This window comes from Flavobacterium sp. 140616W15, assembly GCF_003668995.1.
Classification (GTDB): Bacteria; Bacteroidota; Bacteroidia; order Flavobacteriales; family Flavobacteriaceae; genus Flavobacterium.
The window spans coordinates 1,871,345-1,889,652 of sequence record NZ_CP033068.1 but is presented as its reverse complement, the minus strand read 5'-3'; the positions used below and the strand labels follow the sequence as shown (position 1 = coordinate 1,889,652).

Below are 18,308 nucleotides of genomic sequence, written 5' to 3'. Positions count from 1 at the left end.
TCACTTTTTAAATCACTAACATGAGCGCTACTCAACCTTTTATAAACGATAACTTCTTACTCGAAAATAAATTTGCTGAAGAATTATATCATAATTATTCAAAGAATCAGCCGATAATAGATTATCACAATCATTTGAATCCACAATTTATTGCTGAGAATAAAATTTTTGAAAATACGACTCAGGTTTGGATAAATGGGGATCACTATAAGTGGCGTGCTATGCGTACATTAGGTATTAATGAGCAATTTATAACAGGAAACGGTTCTGATAAAGATAAATTCTTAAACTGGGCAAAAACAGTTCCATACACGATGCGTAATCCATTGTATCATTGGACACACTTAGAATTAGCTCGTTATTTTGATATTTATGATTTATTGGATGAAAAATCGGCTGAGAGAATTTATATCGAGACTTCTGAGAAAATAAATTCAGAAGCGTATAGCACACAAAATTTGCTTAAAAAAGTAAATGCCGAAGTGGTTTGTACGACTGAAGATCCAATTGATAATTTAGAACACCATCAAAAACTAGCCAAAAATCCAATTGGGACTAAGATGAGTACCGCTTTCAGACCCGATAAAGCGATATTAATTTCTAATGATGGTTACAATCAATATATAGATACTCTGGGGGAAGTTGCAGGAACTACAATTAGTTCTTATGCTGATTTATGTAGTGCATTAAAAAACAGAATTGAATATTTTGCTAATAATGGCTGTAAACTTAGTGATCATGGATTAGATCAAATTTACTTTGAAAACTACACTGAAAACGAGATTAATTCCATCTTCAAAAAGAAAAGAGAAAATCAAACAATTACGCCCGATGAAGCCTTAAAATTCCAAAGCGCTGTATTGTTGTTCTTGTCTGAAACCTATCATGAGTTTGGTTGGGTACAGCAATTTCACTTAGGAGCATTACGAAATAATAATGCGAGAATGCACCGAATTTTAGGGCCAGATACAGGCTGGGATTCTATTGGAGATTATCCGCAAGCACAAAAATTATCTTCATTTTTAAATGCATTAGATAGTAAAGATAAACTAACAAAAACAATCATTTATAACCTGAATCCTGCTGATAATGAAGTTATGGCAACAATGATAGGAAACTTTAATGACGGGAGCATTAAAGGGAAGGTACAGTTTGGATCAGGATGGTGGTTTCTGGACCAAAAAGACGGAATGACCAAGCAATTAAATGCACTTTCTAATATGGGATTAATTAGTTGTTTCGTGGGAATGCTAACCGATTCAAGAAGCTTTTTATCGTTCCCAAGACACGAATATTTCCGACGTATTCTTTGTAATCTTTTAGGTGACGAAATAAAACGTGGAGAACTTCCTAACGACATGGAATGGATTGGTAAAATGGTTCAGGATATCTCTTATAATAACGCAAAAGAATATTTTAAATTTTAAAGGTTAGTTAACCGCAAAGGTATTAAGGAAAAATTAACCGCAAAGGAAGCAAAGGTTTACGCTAAGGTCGCTAATCTTAAAACCATTAAGACATTAAGAAAAATTAAGGGTTTGAGTTTGAAAGAATTGGATTGTGAAAAAATTAACCGCAAAGTTCACAAAGATTTACGCAAAGGTCGCAATGGTTTTAAAAATCTGTTTTTATCAGCGTCTTTGCTTTAGCAAATCAGCATCATCCGCGTTACTTTATGGACAATGTGGGAAATCCTTTTAATCATAATAATCTGTGGCAAAAAAAGCAGTTATAAGGCTAAATCTTAATTTTCCTTAATCTCTTAATGGTTCAAAACTTTGCGGTAAAATTATCTTAATGGTAAATAAAAACAATATGAATAAAGTAGTTGCATTCGGTGAAATTATGTTGCGTCTTTCAACAGAGAGGCATCTTCGTTTTTCTCAAGCTAAAACATTTGGATCAAATTACGGGGGAGGCGAATTTAATGTTTGTGTGTCTTTGGCTAATTATGGTGTAAATGCTGAGTTTGTTACCAGATTACCTGAAAATGAAATTGGTGCTTCGGCAGTGAAAGAAATGCGAAAAATGAACGTAGCATCGCAAAATGTAATTTATGGTGGAGAACGTTTAGGAATTTATTTTCTGGAAACTGGCGCAGGAACACGAGGGAGCAATGTCGTTTATGACCGCGCACATAGCTCGATGGCAACTATCGAAAAAGGATTAATCGATTGGGAGAAAGTTTTGGAAGGTGCTGATTGGTTTCATTGGAGTGGAATTACTCCAGCGATTTCAGATAGTGCAGCCCAAGCCTGTTTAGAAGCTATTAAAGTGGCGCATAAATTAGGGATTACTATTTCATGTGATTTAAATTATAGATCAAAACTTTGGCAATATGGAAAAACTCCATGTGATGTAATGCCAGAGATGTTACAATATAGCAATGTTATTTTAGGAGATATTGATACAGCGTATTTTATGCTTGGAATTCCTAAAGTAAATCCTAATTATCAGGATGAGAAATCACTTCCTGTTTTGTACAGTAAGTTATTCGATTTGATTCCAAATTTAAAAACTGTAGCAACCACGTTACGCTATTCTGTAAGTGCCTCTCATCAAAGAATTGGTGGTGTTTTATTTGATGGTAAAGCTATTTATAATGCTGCAGTGCAAGAGGTAACACCTGTTGTAGATCGTGTAGGTAGTGGTGATGCTTTTATGGGCGGGTTAATTTACGGATTACTGGAATACCCAAATAATAACCAAAGAGCATTAGATTTTGCTGTTGCGACTTGTTGCTTAAAACATACCATTGCAGGCGATTATAATTTGGTTACGTTAAAAGAAGTTGAAAATATGCTAGATGGTAATTCGGCAGGATTAGTATCAAGATAAATAATATAAAATGGCAAAATATTCAAGAATAGAAGTAGCTACAACAATGAAAGAAAATGGTATGATTCCGTTGTTTTTTCATTCGGATATAGCGCTAAGTAAGAAAGTATTAAAAGCTTGTTACGATGGTGGTTCCCGATTAATGGAATTTACTAGTCGAGGCGATTTTGCTTTTGAAGTATTTGGGGCTTTAAATAAATACGCTTTAGCTGAATTACCCGGAATGATTCTGGGTGTAGGATCGGTAACAGATGCGGCCGCAGCTTCTTTATACATGCAATTGGGAGCTAATTTTATTGTAACGCCAGTACTCAGAGAAGATATTGCAATAGCTTGTAATCGCCGTAAAGTATTATGGTCACCTGGTTGTGGTACACTTACAGAGATTGCCAAAGCCGAAGAATTAGGTTGTGAAATTGTAAAATTATTTCCAGCAGATACCTATGGACCAGATTTTATAAAAGGAATAAAAGGCCCATCGCCCTGGACGAGTATTATGCCAACGGGTGGAGTTTTTCCAACTGAAGAAAGTTTGTCATCTTGGTTAAATGCAGGGGCAACTTGCGTAGGACTTGGTTCGCAATTAATCTCAAAAGAAATATTAGATAAGAATGATTTTGAAGGTCTAAAAAACAAAGTCAGTGAAGTTCTTGAGATTATAAAAAAAATTAGAAAATAAAATACGGAATAGCTATTCCTAAAGATTGTTTTTAAATGTTTTTTTGATTTTTAAGTTGTAATAGAGCATTATTCCTGCAGAATAAAACCTGCCAGTCCTCACAACAAGTTTTGTTTGTAATAGGCATAATGTTTCTTTTACAACTGAAAAGGATAAAGTATTTAATTCAATTATATACAACACTTTAAGTTATTAATAATGAAAAAACTAAATAGAGAAAATATAGGGTTATCTGATAAGCTTCCAATAAAAATTGTTCAATTTGGAGAAGGGAATTTTTTGAGAGCATTTGTAGAATTTGCTTTTCAGAAACTGAATCAGGATGCCAATTTTAATGCAGGAATTGCTGTTGTGCAACCTATCGATAAAGGATTGGTAAACATGATTAATGATCAAGATGGTTTGTATACATTATTCATGAAAGGAATAAAAAAAGGAGAAGAAATTCAAGAAAAAGAATTGATTACCAATATTGTAAAAGCAATAGATCCTTATGCTTCCTTTAATGAGTTTTTGGCTTTGGCCAAAGAAGAAGAATTAGCTTTTATTATTTCTAATACTACCGAAGCAGGTATAGAATACATTGCTAGTGATAAGCCTACAATGCAACCGCCAGTTTCATTCCCTGCTAAATTAACAGTGCTTTTATATGAAAGATTCAAGCATTTTAATGGTGATAAAACCAAAGCATTGACAATTATTCCTTGTGAATTAATCAATTATAACTCGGATACTTTAAAGGAAATTATATTAAAATATTGTGCTGATTGGAGTTTAGAAGTTGATTTTACATTATGGCTTTTAAATCATTGTAGTTTTCACAATACATTAGTAGACCGTATTGTTCCGGGCTATCCAAAAGATGAAATAGAAGAATATAACAAGCAGTTGGATTATTCAGATAATTTGATTGTAAGTGCCGAAACTTTCTTTTTATGGGTTATTGAAGGTGATGATAAACTAAAAGCTAAGCTTCCGTTTGAGAAAACCGATTTAGATGTAAAGATTGTAGCCGATATGCAACCTTATAGAACTCGTAAAGTTCGCATTTTAAATGGAGCGCATACAGCAATGGTTCCGTTTTCTCTACTTTATGGAAATGAAACGGTAAAAGAAACTGTAGATAATCTATTTACAGGAACGTTTGTAAATAAAGCTGTTTTTGATGAAATAAACGAAACATTAAATATGGATAAGGACGAACTAATAAGCTTCTCTGATGAAGTCTTAGATCGTTTTAGAAATCCATTTATCAAGCATTTATTATCTAGTATTGCATTGAACTCTATTTCGAAATTTAAAGTTCGTGTTTTGCCAAGTTTAGTCGAATATGTCGCAATTCACAACAAGCTTCCAGTTCATTTAACGTTTGCATTTGCTTGTTTGATTCGTTTTTATAAAGGCACTTGGCAAAACCAAACTTTACCTGTTAATGACAGTGAAGACATAGTTAGCTTTTTTGCTAAAACATGGAAATCAGATGATTATTATGAAATCGCAACTCAGGTGTTGCGAAATAAAAACTTTTGGGATGAAGATTTAACATCGATTAAATCATTACAAGACACGATTGCAATTGCCTTATCAGAAATTGAATTGAACGGAATTGAGCAAGGTTTTGTCAATTATGAAAAGAAATTAAAATAATAACCTCATACATTTTACGATGCAAAAAAAATTAATAAAAGTTAATCCTACTGATAATGTAGCTGTAGCCTTAGTAAATCTAGTTGCTGGAGAAACTATTCAGTTTGAGGGAGAAACTATTACAGTAGTTTCAGATACTAAATCGAAGCATAAAATTGCTTTGTCTGATTTTGCATCAGACGAAAAAATTATCATGTACGGTGTTTTGGTTGGTAGAGCAAGTCAAGTTATTGTAAAAGGCGATGTGCTTACTACCGATAATGTAAAACATGAAAGTGCTAAAGTTTTTGAAAAAACAGAATCAATAGGTTGGACTGTTCCTAATATTGATAAATGGAAAGACAGAACTTTTGATGGATATCATAGAGAAGATGGACAGGTAGGAACCGAAAATGTTTGGCTGTTTTTTCCTTTAGTATTCTGTGAAAACAGAAATATCGAAATATTAAAAGATATTTTTGAAAAGGAATTGATGAAGCCTAAAGAGAATGATTATCAGTTGTTACTTCGTTCTTTGGTAAAGTCAGAAAGCGGTGGAGCCAGTAATGAAGCGGCTTCTAATGATTCTAATTTATTCAATAATATCGAAGTAAAATTTATCACGCATCAAGGTGGATGTGGTGGAATTCGTCAGGATTCGCATAGTTTGGCTAAATTGTTGGCTGGTTATGTAAATAATCCAAACGTAGCAGGAGCAACAGTATTAAGTTTGGGTTGTCAGAATCTTCAAATTCAGATTTTTAAAGATGCATTAGACGAGATAAATCCTAATAGTAAAAAACCTGTTTTAATTTATGATCAACAGCAAATTGGAACTATAGAGGCGATGCTAAGTAGTGTTGTAAAAGATACTTTTGAAGCTATTAAAAAAGCGAATGAATTACAAAGAACACCAGCCCCATTATCTAAATTAACAATAGGTTTGGAATGTGGCGGATCTGATGGATTTTCAGGAATTTCGGCTAATCCAACCTTGGGGGTAACATCTGATTTATTGGCTGCTTTAGGAGGGACTACAATTCTTTCAGAATTTCCAGAATTGTGTGGAGTAGAGCAAGAACTCGTAAACCGTTGCGTAGAGGATGAGAGCGGAAAACGTTTCTTGGAATTGATGAAATGGTATGAAAAAACAGTTGTCGATGCAGGCTCAGGATTTGATATGAACCCATCACCAGGAAATATAAAAGATGGTTTAATTACCGATGCCATGAAATCGGCTGGTGCTGCCAAAAAAGGAGGAACTTCTCCAATTGTAGGCGTTTCAGATTATGGTGAGTATATAACAAAACCAGGTTTGAACTTGCTTTGTACACCAGGAAATGATGTAGAATGTACTACGGCAATGGTTGGTTCAGGAGCTAATATTGTTTTGTTTACTACAGGATTAGGAACTCCAACAGGAAACCCAATTGCACCCGTTGTAAAAATTTCATCAAACTCTGAGTTGGCTGCAAAAATGTCTGATATTATTGACATTGACACTGGCGGAATTATCACAGGAGAAAAATCTATTGAAGAAATGGGTGATGAAATGCTTGAATTTATAATAAATGTTGCTAGTGGAAAAATAAAAACTAAAGCTGCAATCTTAAATCAAAATGATTTTATTCCTTGGAAAAGGGGAGTTTCTCTTTAAAATCTTTTCTTTTTTTACCATTAAGATATTAAGAATAATTAAGAAAAAGACTATCAGAAATGATGGTCTTTTTTTTGTTTAATTTCTATTCAGTTTTGTCACCCTGAGGGACGAAGGGTCTCCGTTAGTAGCTCGACAATCTAAAAATACTTTGCGTTAGTTTCTTGTGGAGACCCTTCGTCCCTCAGGGAGACAAGTTTGCGGTTGTTTGACTTAAAATAACAACTCTTACGATTTATTTCTTCATGAGACTTAATTTTACTTAATCCCTTAATGGTAAAAGAAAAAACTTAATGGTAAAAAATAATATTTAAAAAATTTTAATGGGTAGATCTGGCAGATGATTTACGAATGTGTAACTCAGGTTTCAGGACTACCTTTTTTCGATCATTATTTTATCAGTTTTGTCCATTTGTTCTAAGAAAACACGAGCGGCCATTTTTCCCATTTCTAATGGAGATTGATCCACAGAAGTAATAGATAATTCCATGAATTTAGTAAAGGGCTCGTTACTAAATCCTGCAACACAAAAATCGGCTGGAATATTAATTTCTCTTGCTCTCAATTCCTGAATAGCTCCTAAGGCTGCAAAATCACTTGAAGAAAATATTGCATCTGGTGGCGTATCATATTGCATCAAAGTATTTAATGCTATTTTACCAGCATCGACGCTACTTTTGGATTGAATCACGTATTTTTCATCAAATGGTAATCCATTGTCTAGTAACGCTTGCTTGTAACCAAGAAACCTATTTTTGAAAATTTCTAGCGATTGATCTCCAGAAAAATGAGCAATACTTTTACATCCTTGATCTATTAAATGCTTGGTCGTTTCGTAGCCGCCTTTAAAGTCATCAATAGTTACAGAACTTACTCCGCTGATGTCTTTTTTTCTATCAAAAAATATTAAGGGAACATTATTATTGACGATGTGTCTAAAAGCAGCATCATTTTCGTTACTAACATCTGTAACCGACATTAAAATACCGTCTACTTGAGCATCGAGTAACGTATGTAGATTTTCGTTTTCTCTTTTTGGATCTTCATGAGTTTGGCAAATAATAACCTGAAAACCATGCGGATGTAGTTCTTCTTCAATACCTCTAATTACCGAAGCAAAAAAGTTACTATCAATACGAGGAACTATAACACCTATATTATTACTTCTTCCACTTTGAAGAGCCAATGCAAGTCTGTTTTGTTTATAGTTCATAGCAGCGGCAGTTTCTATAACTAACTTGCGCGTGCTCTCTTTTATCTTCGGATTGTTATTTAACGCTCTAGATACAGTAGCAGCAGTGATGTTTAATCTTTTTGCAATATCGTAGATAGTTATTTTTTCGCTCATGCTGTAGTAGTTTATTTATTAATGCGTTACAAAAATAAGAATTTTTTATCATAAACAACTTGTTGTTGTTATCGATTACTTTATTTCTTTAGTAACTGTTAGTAAATGAGTGTTATTATAATAAATTGTTAGTTTTTTTACACTAAATACATTTTTTTTTGTGATTAAAAATTAAATATATAATTTTTATCTAAATATATTTGGCGCATTCAATGTAATTATATATTTTCGTGTAATCGATTACATTATAATGTTTAATTTTTTCAAAATGAATTTTAAAAAACATACCGCAATGCTTATAAACAAATCAGTACTAGCGAATACTAAATATATTTATATAGTAATTACAGCTTTATTTTTATCGTGTCTGACTTCTTCAAAATTACATGCTCAAAAAAATCCTTGGAAGGAAATGGAAGAGATAATTAAAAAAATTCCTACTACAAAATTCCCTGATAAAAACTTTAACATAAATGAATATGGCGCAGTAGCTGATGGAGTTACAGATAACACCTTGGCGTTTAAAAAAGCCATTGCCGCTTGTGTAGCAAATGGCGGAGGGAAGGTAGTCGTTCCAAACGGAAAATACCTTACAGGAGCAATCCATTTAGATAGTAATGTGAATTTATTTCTGGATGATAATGCAGAGATTTTATTTAGCACAAATCCGAAAGATTATCCAATAGTTCACACTTCGTTTGAAGGTACAGAAATGATGAATTATTCTCCTTTTATATATGCCTACAACAAGACAAATGTTGCAGTTACAGGAAAAGGAACACTTAATGGGCAGTCTAGCACTAAAAATTGGTGGACATGGGCTGGTAAAGGATATGGGTGGGAAAAAGGAATGCCTAGCCAAAATGATCCACTGAATCGTCCGACTTTGGTCGAAATGGGAGAAATAGGAACTCCAGTATCTGAAAGAATTTTTGGAGAAGGACATTATATACGTCCGAACTTCTTAGAGTTTTTTGAATGTAATACCGTCTTAGTGAAAGATGTAAAAATTATCGATGTGCCTTCGTGGGTTATCCATCCAATGAAATCAAGAGATGTAATTGTAGATGGAGTAACTATTATAAGTCATGGTCCTAATAATGATGGTTGTGATCCAGAATATTCTCAAAATGTAATTATTAGAAATTGCACTTTTAATACTGGTGACGATTGTATTGCAATAAAATCAGGGCGTGATGGAGATGGAAGAAGAGTTGGGATCCCGAGTAAGAATATTATAGTTCAAAACTGCAAAATGATAGATGGTCATGGAGGAGTTGTAATGGGAAGTGAAATATCTGCTGGTGTAAGTAATGTTTTTGTAGAAAATTGCATTATGGATAGTCCAAATCTTGATAGAGCGATTAGAATCAAAACCAATTCAAAAAGAGGAGGGCTTACTGAAAATGTTTATGTAAGAAATATTGAAGTTGGAACAGTTGCAGAATCAGTATTAAGAATAACAATGTTTTATAATATTTATGGTAGCCAGGTAGGCAATTTTATTCCAGGAATACGAAACATAAATCTAGAAAATATTAAAGTGAAAAACGGAGGAAAATACGGTATTCTGGCAGACGGTTATGAAGAATCTCCTATAGAGAATATAACGCTAACGAATGTTACAATCGAAAAAGTAGAAAAGCCCTATTCGCTTAAACATGTAAAGAATTTAAAATTTAACAATACCTATATCAATGGTACTAAAATGAAAAACATAAAATAATAACCAAAACAAACCTTAACTATTAAAACCAAATTTATGATCAATAACCATTTATTAAAAAAAGGGGCAAGAAGTTATTTTGTCTGGACCTTTTTTCTGATAATTTTCATGAGCAATCAAATAGTTGCTCAGAATGTTACAGTTGAAGGTACTGTTAAAGATGCGGCGGGAATGACTCTTCCTGGTGTAAATATATTAGAAAAAGGGACAAAAAATGGTGTTTCTACTGACTTTGACGGGCACTTTAAAATTAAACTTATTAATCCAAAAGCAATATTAACTTTTTCGTTTATAGGGTTTAAAACCAAAGAAGTTACTGCAGCAGGAAAAAATAAATTAGAGATTGTATTAAATGAAGATGCTAATACTTTAAACGAAGTTGTTGTTGTGGGGTATGGTACAGTTAAAAAAGGGGATTTAACAGGAGCTGTTTCTACTTTATCAGGTAATGATGTGAGAAAGACACCTATTGCAAATGTAGCCGAAGCTCTTACAGGGCGTATAGCTGGAGTTCAGGTGGTATCTTCAGAAGGATCACCAGATTCTGAGATTAAAATTAGAATTCGTGGTGGAGGATCATTAACTCAGGATAGCTCACCGTTAATTATAGTAGATGGTTTTCCTGTAAATAGTATGAGTGATGTTTCGGCTTCAGATATAGAAACTATTACGACCTTAAAAGATGCATCATCTACAGCTATATACGGATCAAGAGGTGCAAATGGAGTTATTATTATAACTACTAAAGGAGGAAAAGAAGGGAAGATAGCAGTAAATCTGAATATGTTCTATGGTATGAAAAAGATGGCTAATGAAATAGATGTTCTGGATCCAGAAGATTTCGTAAAGTGGCAATATGAATATGCTTTGCTAGCAAAAGGAAATGCAGACTCTTATGAAAAATATTTTGGAGCATGGCAAGATTATGATATTTACAAAGGAATGAAAGGGGACAACTGGCAAAAGCAAATTTACGGGCGTAAAGGAGAAGTACAGAGTCGCGATTTAGGAATACGTGGTGGTTCGGATAAAATTAATTTTAATTTTAATTATGCACACTACGATGAGAAAGCGATAATGGTAGGTTCGGATTTTAAAAGAGACAACTTATCGCTTGCGTTAAAAAGTAAAGCAACTGATAAAATTGATTTAGCTTTTACAATGCGTTACTCTAATACAAAGATAAACGGTGGAGGAGCAAATGAGCAAAATGAAGTTTCATCGAATGATTCACGATTAAAGCATGCTGTGGGGTATTCTCCGCTTCCAATGCCAGGTTTAACAACAGATGATACAGATGAAGCTGTGTCAGGTTATTTAGTAAATCCTTTTGTAGCTGTGGCTGACAATGATCGCGAGCAGTTTAGAAAAAACTTCAATATGTTAGGGAGTTTTTCATGGAAACTAACAGATAAATTGGTTTTTAAAACTGATTTAGGATTAGATAATTATAACTATTTAGACAATCGTTTCTACGGGCGTTCTACTTATTACGTTGCTAATAAGCCTGCAGCTACTCTACAAGGGATGCCTGCGCTTACAATGACCGATCGTAAAGATGTTCGTTTTAGAAATGCAAATACATTAAATTATGATTTCAAAAAGTCATTAGGCGAAAATCATAATTTAAAAATCCTTGTGGGAGAAGAATCGATAAATTACCAAAGAAATGATGTAAATACTGTTTTGCAAGGTTTCCCGAAGTTTTTTGATTTCGATCAAGCAAAAAAGCTGACTTCACAGGCTAAGCCTTTCTCTGTAGATAATTATTATTTTGCGGATGATAAATTACTTTCATTTTTTGGACGTATAAATTACGATTATAAAGACCGTTACCTTTTTACAGCAACGTACCGTGCTGATGGTTCAAGTAAGTTTGCAAAAGGAAATAAATGGGGGTATTTTCCAGCAGCGGCGGTAGCTTGGAAAATTTCAGAAGAAAGCTTCTTGAAAGAAGTATCTTGGTTGAACTCACTTAAACTTAGATTAAGTTATGGAGAGGCTGGAAATAATAATATTCCAACTGGACAAACAGTACAAAGTTTAGAATCAACAACATCATCTTGGATAAATGGTTCAGATAGTTATTGGGCAGCTCCTAATGTATTGACTAATCCAGACTTAAAATGGGAGACAACTGTAACACAAAATTTAGGATTAGACTTTGACTTTTTCAAGAGTCGTGTAAGTGGTTCATTTGAAGTTTATAAAAATGTAACACATGATCTTTTAATAAACTTTCTTATACCAGGATCTGGCTATGCAAGTCAGTATAGAAATATGGGAGAGACTCAAAATACAGGTTTTGAGGCTACATTAAATGTTACAGCGATACAAAAAAAGGATTACGGCTTAAATTTCTCTTTTAATATAGGTGTAAATAAAAACCGTATTAATTCACTTGGAGTAATGGATAGTTTTAATCCATCAAGTACATGGAATTCAGCTATAGATGGAGATTATCTAGTAAAAGTAGGGCAACCAATAGGTACGATGTATGGCTTTAAGAATGATGGCCGTTATGAGGTATCTGATTTTGATTATGATGGAACAAAATATACTCTAAAAGCAGGAGTTACAAATAGTTCAGGAATTGTAGGAACGGTACAGCCAGGAACTATGAAATTAAAGGATTTAAATGGAGACGGAGTTGTTACAATAGCAGATCGTGCAATAATTGGTAATTCAAATCCGAAATTTAGCGGCGGATTTGTAATCAATGGTAATGCATATGGTTTTGATCTTTCAGCTTCATTTAACTACAGTGTAGGTAATGATGTTTATAATGCAAATAAAGTTGAATTTACTACTTCTACACCAAATGGGCAATATAGAAATTTAAGCACAGATATGGCTGATGGAAGCAGATGGACAAATTTAAATCCTTCTACAGGACAATTAGTAACTGATCCGACAGAATTAGCTGCTCTTAATGCTAACACTACAATGTGGTCACCGTATATGAATCGTTATGTTTTTAATGATTGGGCAGTTGAAGATGGTTCATTTTTAAGACTTAATACACTTACATTAGGGTATACATCACCAAATTCACTTATTTCAGCATTGGGAGTTTCAAAATTAAGATTTTACCTTACTGCTACTAATGTTTTTCTACTTACAAACTATTCAGGGCCAGATCCAGAGGTTTCTACAAGAAGAAAAACACCATTAACTCCGGGTGTAGATTATTCAGCATATCCGGGTAGCAGACAATTGGTTTTTGGTTTAAACCTTAATTTTTAATTTAACACCTATCAAAAGATGAAACATAAAATAATAATAGCAGGATTGATTTTAGCAAGTCTTTTTAGTGCTTGTCAGGAATTTTCAGAAGAAGGTTTGGATGCTCCTGGAAAATCGACTTTAGAAGAAGCAGAAGTTTTTTCTAATGAAGGATTAACCAAAAGTGCAGTAGATGGAATCAAAATTGCATTTGCAGATACGAATGGGCATAGAGGTCGTTTTCTTCCTTTTTATGGATTTAATACAGATGTTGAGTGGTATAACGCTTCAGAATCAACCTCAGATGATAAACCTGATTTAAGTATTTATGATGCTAAGCCAAATAACGGTCAAATGAATGTAGCATTAACTGAGGGAGGAGGAGGTAATCCATGGACATCGATGTACACTGGAATTGAGCGTGCTAATATGTGCATACGTGGAATCCGTAAATATGCTGATCCAAAGCCGGGAACTGAATTCGGATATTTATTAGGAGAGGCTTTAACATTGCGTGCCGTTTATTATGCAGATTTGGTTAAGGCGCATGGTGATGTACCCGCACGTTTTGAGCCTGTAAATAGTGAGACAATATATTTAGCAAAATCAAATCGTGATGTAATTTACAAACAGATTATTCAGGATTTGGGAGAAGCCGCTACGTTAGTGCCATGGCCAAATGAAAGCCCGGCGACTAGTAGTGTAGAACGAATTAATAAAGCTTTTGTAAAAGGATTGCGTGCTCGTTTGGCATTGGTTGCTAGCGGATTCCAGCAATATCCTGATGGGGTGCGCAGAAGTAATGATCCTGAGCTTTCGGTTGACAAAATGTATAAACTAGCATTAGATGAATCACGTTCAGTAATCCTGAGTGGAAAAGCGAATTTGGAGTCTTCATTTGAAACTTTTTGGAGAAAATACAACCAAGAAAATATTGCTGCAGGAGGAGAGTCGCTTTGGGAAATTCCTTTCGCAGATGGTAGAGGAAGAATGTTATATAGTTTTGCTGTTAAACATACAGATAGTGATCAGTTTCATAAAAACGGGCCTAATCGTGGAGGTACGGCAGGACCGCTTCCTTTTATTTTTTATGATTACGATAAATCAGATAGCCGTAGAGATGTAACATGTGTTCCTTATATATATGGTAAACCAGTAAACGGAATTGCTAAACAAGAATTAGGAGCATTAAATAAATGGTGTTTTGGAAAATACCGTTACGAATGGATGAAACGTTTGGTTACTTCGACTAATGATGATGGTGTAAATAAAATTTACATGCGTTATGCCGAGGTACTTTTAATTGCCGCTGAAGCAGCTAATGAATTAGAAGGGCCCGCAGCCGCAGCACCTTATCTAAAAGAAATTCGCAGAAGAGCTTTTCCTGCTGCTGATCATGCCCAAAAAGTAGATAATTATATAAGTAATTTAGGAGGTAAAACAGCCATGTTTAATGCTATTGTAGATGAAAATAAATATGAGTTTACAGGAGAAATGGAACGTAAACAAGCGCTGATTCGTTGGAATTTACTAAAAGTGAAACTAGATGAAGCCAAACAAAAAATGTTTGATTTACAAAAACACATAGGAGAGTATGCTGATGTACCTACTACCTTGTATTATAAATATAAAGCGGATAATGTTAGTTTAGAAATTTACGGATTGAATCGTGGAGAAAATGTAAATCCGGGAGCAGATTATACCTCTTTTGCTTGGAATGTGCTTACAGATAGTAAGATAAATTCTATTTACAAAGTAGGAATCGATCCAAATACGAGACAATTTTGGCCAATATGGCAAATGATTCTTGATGGAAGCAACGGAAAGTTGTTCAATGATTATGGCTATTAATAGGTACTAAAAACTAATTATAAATTATTATGTTTATGAAAATAAAATATATACTAAAAGGATTAATAGCTACATTACTACTAGCATTAGCTGTTTCAAGCTGTGAAAGTTATAATGAAGGATTATTGGATGGAATAGGGGCAACAAGAGAATTCTCTCCTATAGGAATTAGTGCAGTAGTTAGAAATCAAACAGCAGTTGAATTAAATTGGACTGTAAACGAAAGTGCAGATCATTATGTTGTAGAATTCAGTGCAGATGATCCCGATTTCAAAACTATTTATAAAACAGTAAAAGTCAGTCCTAAAGAACTGCCTATTCGAGTACAATTAGAAGGAGAAACGGTTTACTCTGTACGTTTAAAAGCAGTAAGCAAAACAGGATTAGAAGATTCTAAATGGACAATTGGAAAAGTAACAACGCTATCGGAGCAAATTTTCTTAGCTACTCAAGATGGAGATGTGGAGGCAAATAGAGTAACATTGAGATGGGGAGCCAATAGTAACGTAACGCAAATTATTGTTAATCCAGGGGCGATTAAGCATGATATTACTCCAGCAGAAAAGGCGAGTGGAATAGCAATTGTTGAAGGATTGAAAGGAGAAACATTATATACCGCAGAGTTGTTTAATGGCTCTAAAAAAAGAGGTTATTTTACATTTACAACAGGAATTGATATAGGAACAGGAATTTTGGTAAAACCAGAAGATGATTTAAGTGTTAAAATTGCCGATGCAGCACCAGGAGCAGTATTAGTATTGATGCCAGGTGACTACACTGCTTTTAAAGGAACGATAGCTGTAAATAAGCCAATAACAATTAGAGGATTATACAGTTTTAAGAAACCATTATTACATGTGAATTTCAATTTAGGCAATGGATCTTCAATGTTGAGTTTAATTGACTTAGATTTAAATGGAGATAAAACTTTATCTGATGTTGTTAAATATAATGAGGCAATTGTGACTTATGGTTCGCTTTTAATAAGTGGATGTGTAATTCATGATTTTGCAAAGTCATTGATTTCTTCCAGTCTAGCTAATACAAAAGTTACTTCTGCTATAATTGAGAATTCTATTGTTACAAATGTACTAACTACAGGAGGTGATTTTATTGATTTTAGAATTGCTCATATTGGTCAGATTACGTTAAAAAATAGTACGTTTAATAACTGTGCATCAGGGCGTGATTTTATTCGTATAGATAATGCCGCTGGATTAACAGGAACAGGATTAACAACTAATATATTAATTGATGGATGTACGATTTACAATAAGTCTATGACAGCTTCAAATAGAATTTTATATGTTCGTTTTGTTTCCAATGCAACAACTATTCGTAATACATTGTTTGTGCAAACGGCAGCAATCTATGCAAATCAAGGAGCAACAGTGGCTCCGACATTTGTAAATAATAATTACTATAATTCAGGAGCTCTTTATGCTACAGCGGCAACTCCTATAAAATTTGATAATTCAGGTAATTATACAACATTAGATCCTATACTGGCAAACGCGGCAGAAGGTGACTTTACAGTTGGAAATCAGACATTAAAAGATAATAATATTGGAGATCCACGATGGTTTAAATAGCGGTATCCTATAATTAGGTTTAAGGAAAAGAGGTGTGCATTTTAGACTGCACCCAAAAGTTTAGACAAATTTATAATTAATTTTGATAATGATGAGCTCGATATTGTATCGGGCTCATTCCTTTTAAATTCAGTTTGATTCTTTCATTATTGTAATATTTTATATATTCTATAATTTCCTTTTTTAGATGATTTATGTCTTTAAATTTCATAATATAAAATAGTTCTGATTTTAATATGCCAAAGAAATTTTCTATAACTGCATTGTCTAAGCAGTTTCCTTTTCTTGACATACTCTGCACTAATCCTTTCTCCTTCAAAAGCTGATGATATCGCTTCATTTGATACTGCCAGCCTTGATCGGAGTGTAATATTAAATTAGTATCATTTGATATTCTTCGAAAAGACTTTTTAAGCATATTGGTGATTTGATTAAAATTTGGTCTTTCAGATAAATCATAACTTATTATTTCCCCATTGAAAAGATCAATTATAGGTGATAAGTACAATTTATTACCTGAGATATTAAACTCAGTTACATCGGTAGCCCATTTTTGATTGGGTTTATCAGCCTTAAAATTGCGCTGCAATATATTAGGAGCTATCTTTCCTTGTTCTCCTTTATATGATCTGTACTTCTTGATTCTGATTAAACTTTTTAATCCTAAAATTTTCATCAATCGCAACACTGTCTTGTGATTAATTAAAATTCCTTTTTGCTTGATTAATAAAGTAATACGCCTGTAACCTAATCTACCCTTATGATGATTGTAAATCTGTTTAATCAAATCTTTAACATCTTTGTATTTATCAATTACTTGACTTCTTTTTTCATAGTAATAATAAGTACTTCTAACCATGTTCGTACAATTTAGCAAGAGGTCTAAATCATATTTATGCCTTAGTTCCATTATGGTTTGAGCCTTTTGTTTTGATTGGCTTGTTCGGCTTGAACTAAGGCGTTGAACTTTTTTAAAATTTCGTTCTCAGCTCGTAAATACTCCAGTTCCTTTAAAAGTTCTTCTTCCCTAGTTAAGGGTTTGTCTGTTTTTCTCTGTTTTCTCTTAAAATTCATAGATCTGGGTCTTCCTTTAGGTTTAGATGATAATCCCTCTAAACCAAAGTTAGCAAAATCTCTTTTCCATCTGATAATAATTGAGTCTGAGGGAATGTTAAATTTTAAACGAGCTTCCCTTAGTGATAATAAATCCTTATCTATTGATAGTAATACTTTTTGTTTAAAATCAATGGAATAGACACGATTCTTCCGTGGTAACAATCCGATTGTTCCATATGCTCTGTAAAAGCTAACCCATCTACGAATATTTGACTCACTAATACTCTTTTCATTAGATACCGCTTCACTGGAGTATCCTTTCTCGATAACTAACCTTACACATTCAAGTTTGAATGCGTAATCATACTTGACTTTTCTTTCCATAAAAATGCCCCCAAATAGTGTCTAACTTTTTGGGGGCAGTCTATTTGTACACCTCTTTTTTTGTTCACTTTTCACAGTCTCAGTTTACGGTTTACATCTCACAGTTTACATCTCACATTTCTCATTTCTCATTTCTCATTTCTCATTTCTCATTTCTCATTTCTCAGTTTATAACCACCTAATAAAGGTATTAATCATGTTACAATCGATTACTTTTATTTATTATTTAAACTTTGTAAGAATCATTATAGTAATAAATTGTTATTTTTTTATACTTATTATAATTTTATTCTTATATATAAATCAATTATGCATTTTTTATTTAA

General features: G+C 33.4%; 10 protein-coding genes and 2 pseudogenes. 9 read left to right on the top strand and 3 right to left on the bottom strand.

The annotated features are described in order from the left end of the window. Window positions 1-20 precede the first annotated feature (20 nt). The 5 genes from uxaC to EAG11_RS07940 all read left to right on the top strand — a co-directional run bounded on the left by uxaC (window position 21) and on the right by EAG11_RS07940 (window position 6,800). Window positions 21-1,427, top strand: coding sequence for a glucuronate isomerase (uxaC, locus tag EAG11_RS07960; protein WP_129538713.1), 1,407 nt, complete (start codon window positions 21-23; stop codon window positions 1,425-1,427). 388 nt (window positions 1,428-1,815) lie between these two features. Further along, window positions 1,816-2,838: a sugar kinase gene (locus EAG11_RS07955; RefSeq protein WP_129538712.1), complete on the top strand. Its 1,023-nt coding sequence runs from the start codon at window positions 1,816-1,818 to the stop codon at window positions 2,836-2,838. Window positions 2,839-2,848: 10 nt separating this feature from the next. Continuing rightward, complete coding sequence (locus EAG11_RS07950; protein ID WP_129538711.1) at window positions 2,849-3,517, top strand: bifunctional 4-hydroxy-2-oxoglutarate aldolase/2-dehydro-3-deoxy-phosphogluconate aldolase; 669 nt, start codon at window positions 2,849-2,851, stop codon at window positions 3,515-3,517. 198 nt (window positions 3,518-3,715) lie between these two features. Further along, on the top strand, window positions 3,716-5,164 hold the full coding sequence (locus tag EAG11_RS07945; protein WP_129538710.1) for a tagaturonate reductase: 1,449 nt from the start codon (window positions 3,716-3,718) through the stop codon (window positions 5,162-5,164). Between the two features lie 19 nt (window positions 5,165-5,183). Next, the gene (locus EAG11_RS07940; RefSeq protein WP_129538709.1) at window positions 5,184-6,800 is read left to right on the top strand and encodes a UxaA family hydrolase; all 1,617 of its coding nucleotides are present in this window, start codon (window positions 5,184-5,186) and stop codon (window positions 6,798-6,800) included. A gap of 320 nt (window positions 6,801-7,120) precedes the next feature. Here the strand turns inward: EAG11_RS07940 and EAG11_RS07935 are convergent. Continuing rightward, window positions 7,121-8,148, bottom strand: a pseudogene (locus tag EAG11_RS07935) (LacI family DNA-binding transcriptional regulator). A gap of 268 nt (window positions 8,149-8,416) precedes the next feature. Between EAG11_RS07935 and EAG11_RS07930 the strand changes: the two are divergent. The 4 genes from EAG11_RS07930 to EAG11_RS07915 all read left to right on the top strand — a co-directional run bounded on the left by EAG11_RS07930 (window position 8,417) and on the right by EAG11_RS07915 (window position 16,542). Beyond that, entirely contained in the window at window positions 8,417-9,874 is a 1,458-nt protein-coding gene (locus EAG11_RS07930) for a glycoside hydrolase family 28 protein (protein ID WP_230728302.1), read from the top strand. A gap of 108 nt (window positions 9,875-9,982) precedes the next feature. Beyond that, on the top strand, window positions 9,983-13,120 hold the full coding sequence (locus EAG11_RS07925; protein WP_242499294.1) for a TonB-dependent receptor: 3,138 nt from the start codon (window positions 9,983-9,985) through the stop codon (window positions 13,118-13,120). 18 nt (window positions 13,121-13,138) lie between these two features. Then, a complete protein-coding gene (locus EAG11_RS07920) occupies window positions 13,139-14,950 on the top strand; it encodes a RagB/SusD family nutrient uptake outer membrane protein (protein ID WP_129538707.1) in 1,812 nt (603 codons plus the stop codon). A 35-nt stretch (window positions 14,951-14,985) separates the two neighbouring features. Beyond that, complete coding sequence (locus EAG11_RS07915) at window positions 14,986-16,542, top strand: DUF4957 domain-containing protein (protein ID WP_129538706.1); 1,557 nt, start codon at window positions 14,986-14,988, stop codon at window positions 16,540-16,542. 76 nt (window positions 16,543-16,618) lie between these two features. Here the strand turns inward: EAG11_RS07915 and EAG11_RS07910 are convergent. Both EAG11_RS07910 and EAG11_RS07905 read right to left on the bottom strand, forming a co-directional pair. Then, window positions 16,619-17,458 (bottom strand): annotated as a pseudogene (locus tag EAG11_RS07910) (IS3 family transposase); the annotation flags it as partial. Continuing rightward, window positions 17,452-17,982, bottom strand: a complete 531-nt coding sequence (locus tag EAG11_RS07905; protein ID WP_129538344.1) for a helix-turn-helix domain-containing protein — start codon at window positions 17,980-17,982, stop codon at window positions 17,452-17,454. The pseudogene EAG11_RS07910 and the gene EAG11_RS07905, both read right to left, overlap by 7 nt. Window positions 17,983-18,308: the final 326 nt, after the last annotated feature.

Coding starts and splice junctions, on each gene's coding strand:
- EAG11_RS07945 (WP_129538710.1), top strand. CDS start 3,716: ATGAAAAAACTAAATAGAGAAAATATAGGGTTATCTGATAAGCTTCCA.
- EAG11_RS07940 (WP_129538709.1), top strand. CDS start 5,184: ATGCAAAAAAAATTAATAAAAGTTAATCCTACTGATAATGTAGCTGTA.
- EAG11_RS07930 (WP_230728302.1), top strand. CDS start 8,417: ATGAATTTTAAAAAACATACCGCAATGCTTATAAACAAATCAGTACTA.
- EAG11_RS07955 (WP_129538712.1), top strand. CDS start 1,816: ATGAATAAAGTAGTTGCATTCGGTGAAATTATGTTGCGTCTTTCAACA.
- EAG11_RS07925 (WP_242499294.1), top strand. CDS start 9,983: ATGAGCAATCAAATAGTTGCTCAGAATGTTACAGTTGAAGGTACTGTT.
- EAG11_RS07920 (WP_129538707.1), top strand. CDS start 13,139: ATGAAACATAAAATAATAATAGCAGGATTGATTTTAGCAAGTCTTTTT.
- EAG11_RS07915 (WP_129538706.1), top strand. CDS start 14,986: ATGAAAATAAAATATATACTAAAAGGATTAATAGCTACATTACTACTA.
- uxaC (WP_129538713.1), top strand. CDS start 21: ATGAGCGCTACTCAACCTTTTATAAACGATAACTTCTTACTCGAAAAT.
- EAG11_RS07950 (WP_129538711.1), top strand. CDS start 2,849: ATGGCAAAATATTCAAGAATAGAAGTAGCTACAACAATGAAAGAAAAT.
- EAG11_RS07905 (WP_129538344.1), bottom strand. CDS start 17,982: ATGGAAAGAAAAGTCAAGTATGATTACGCATTCAAACTTGAATGTGTA.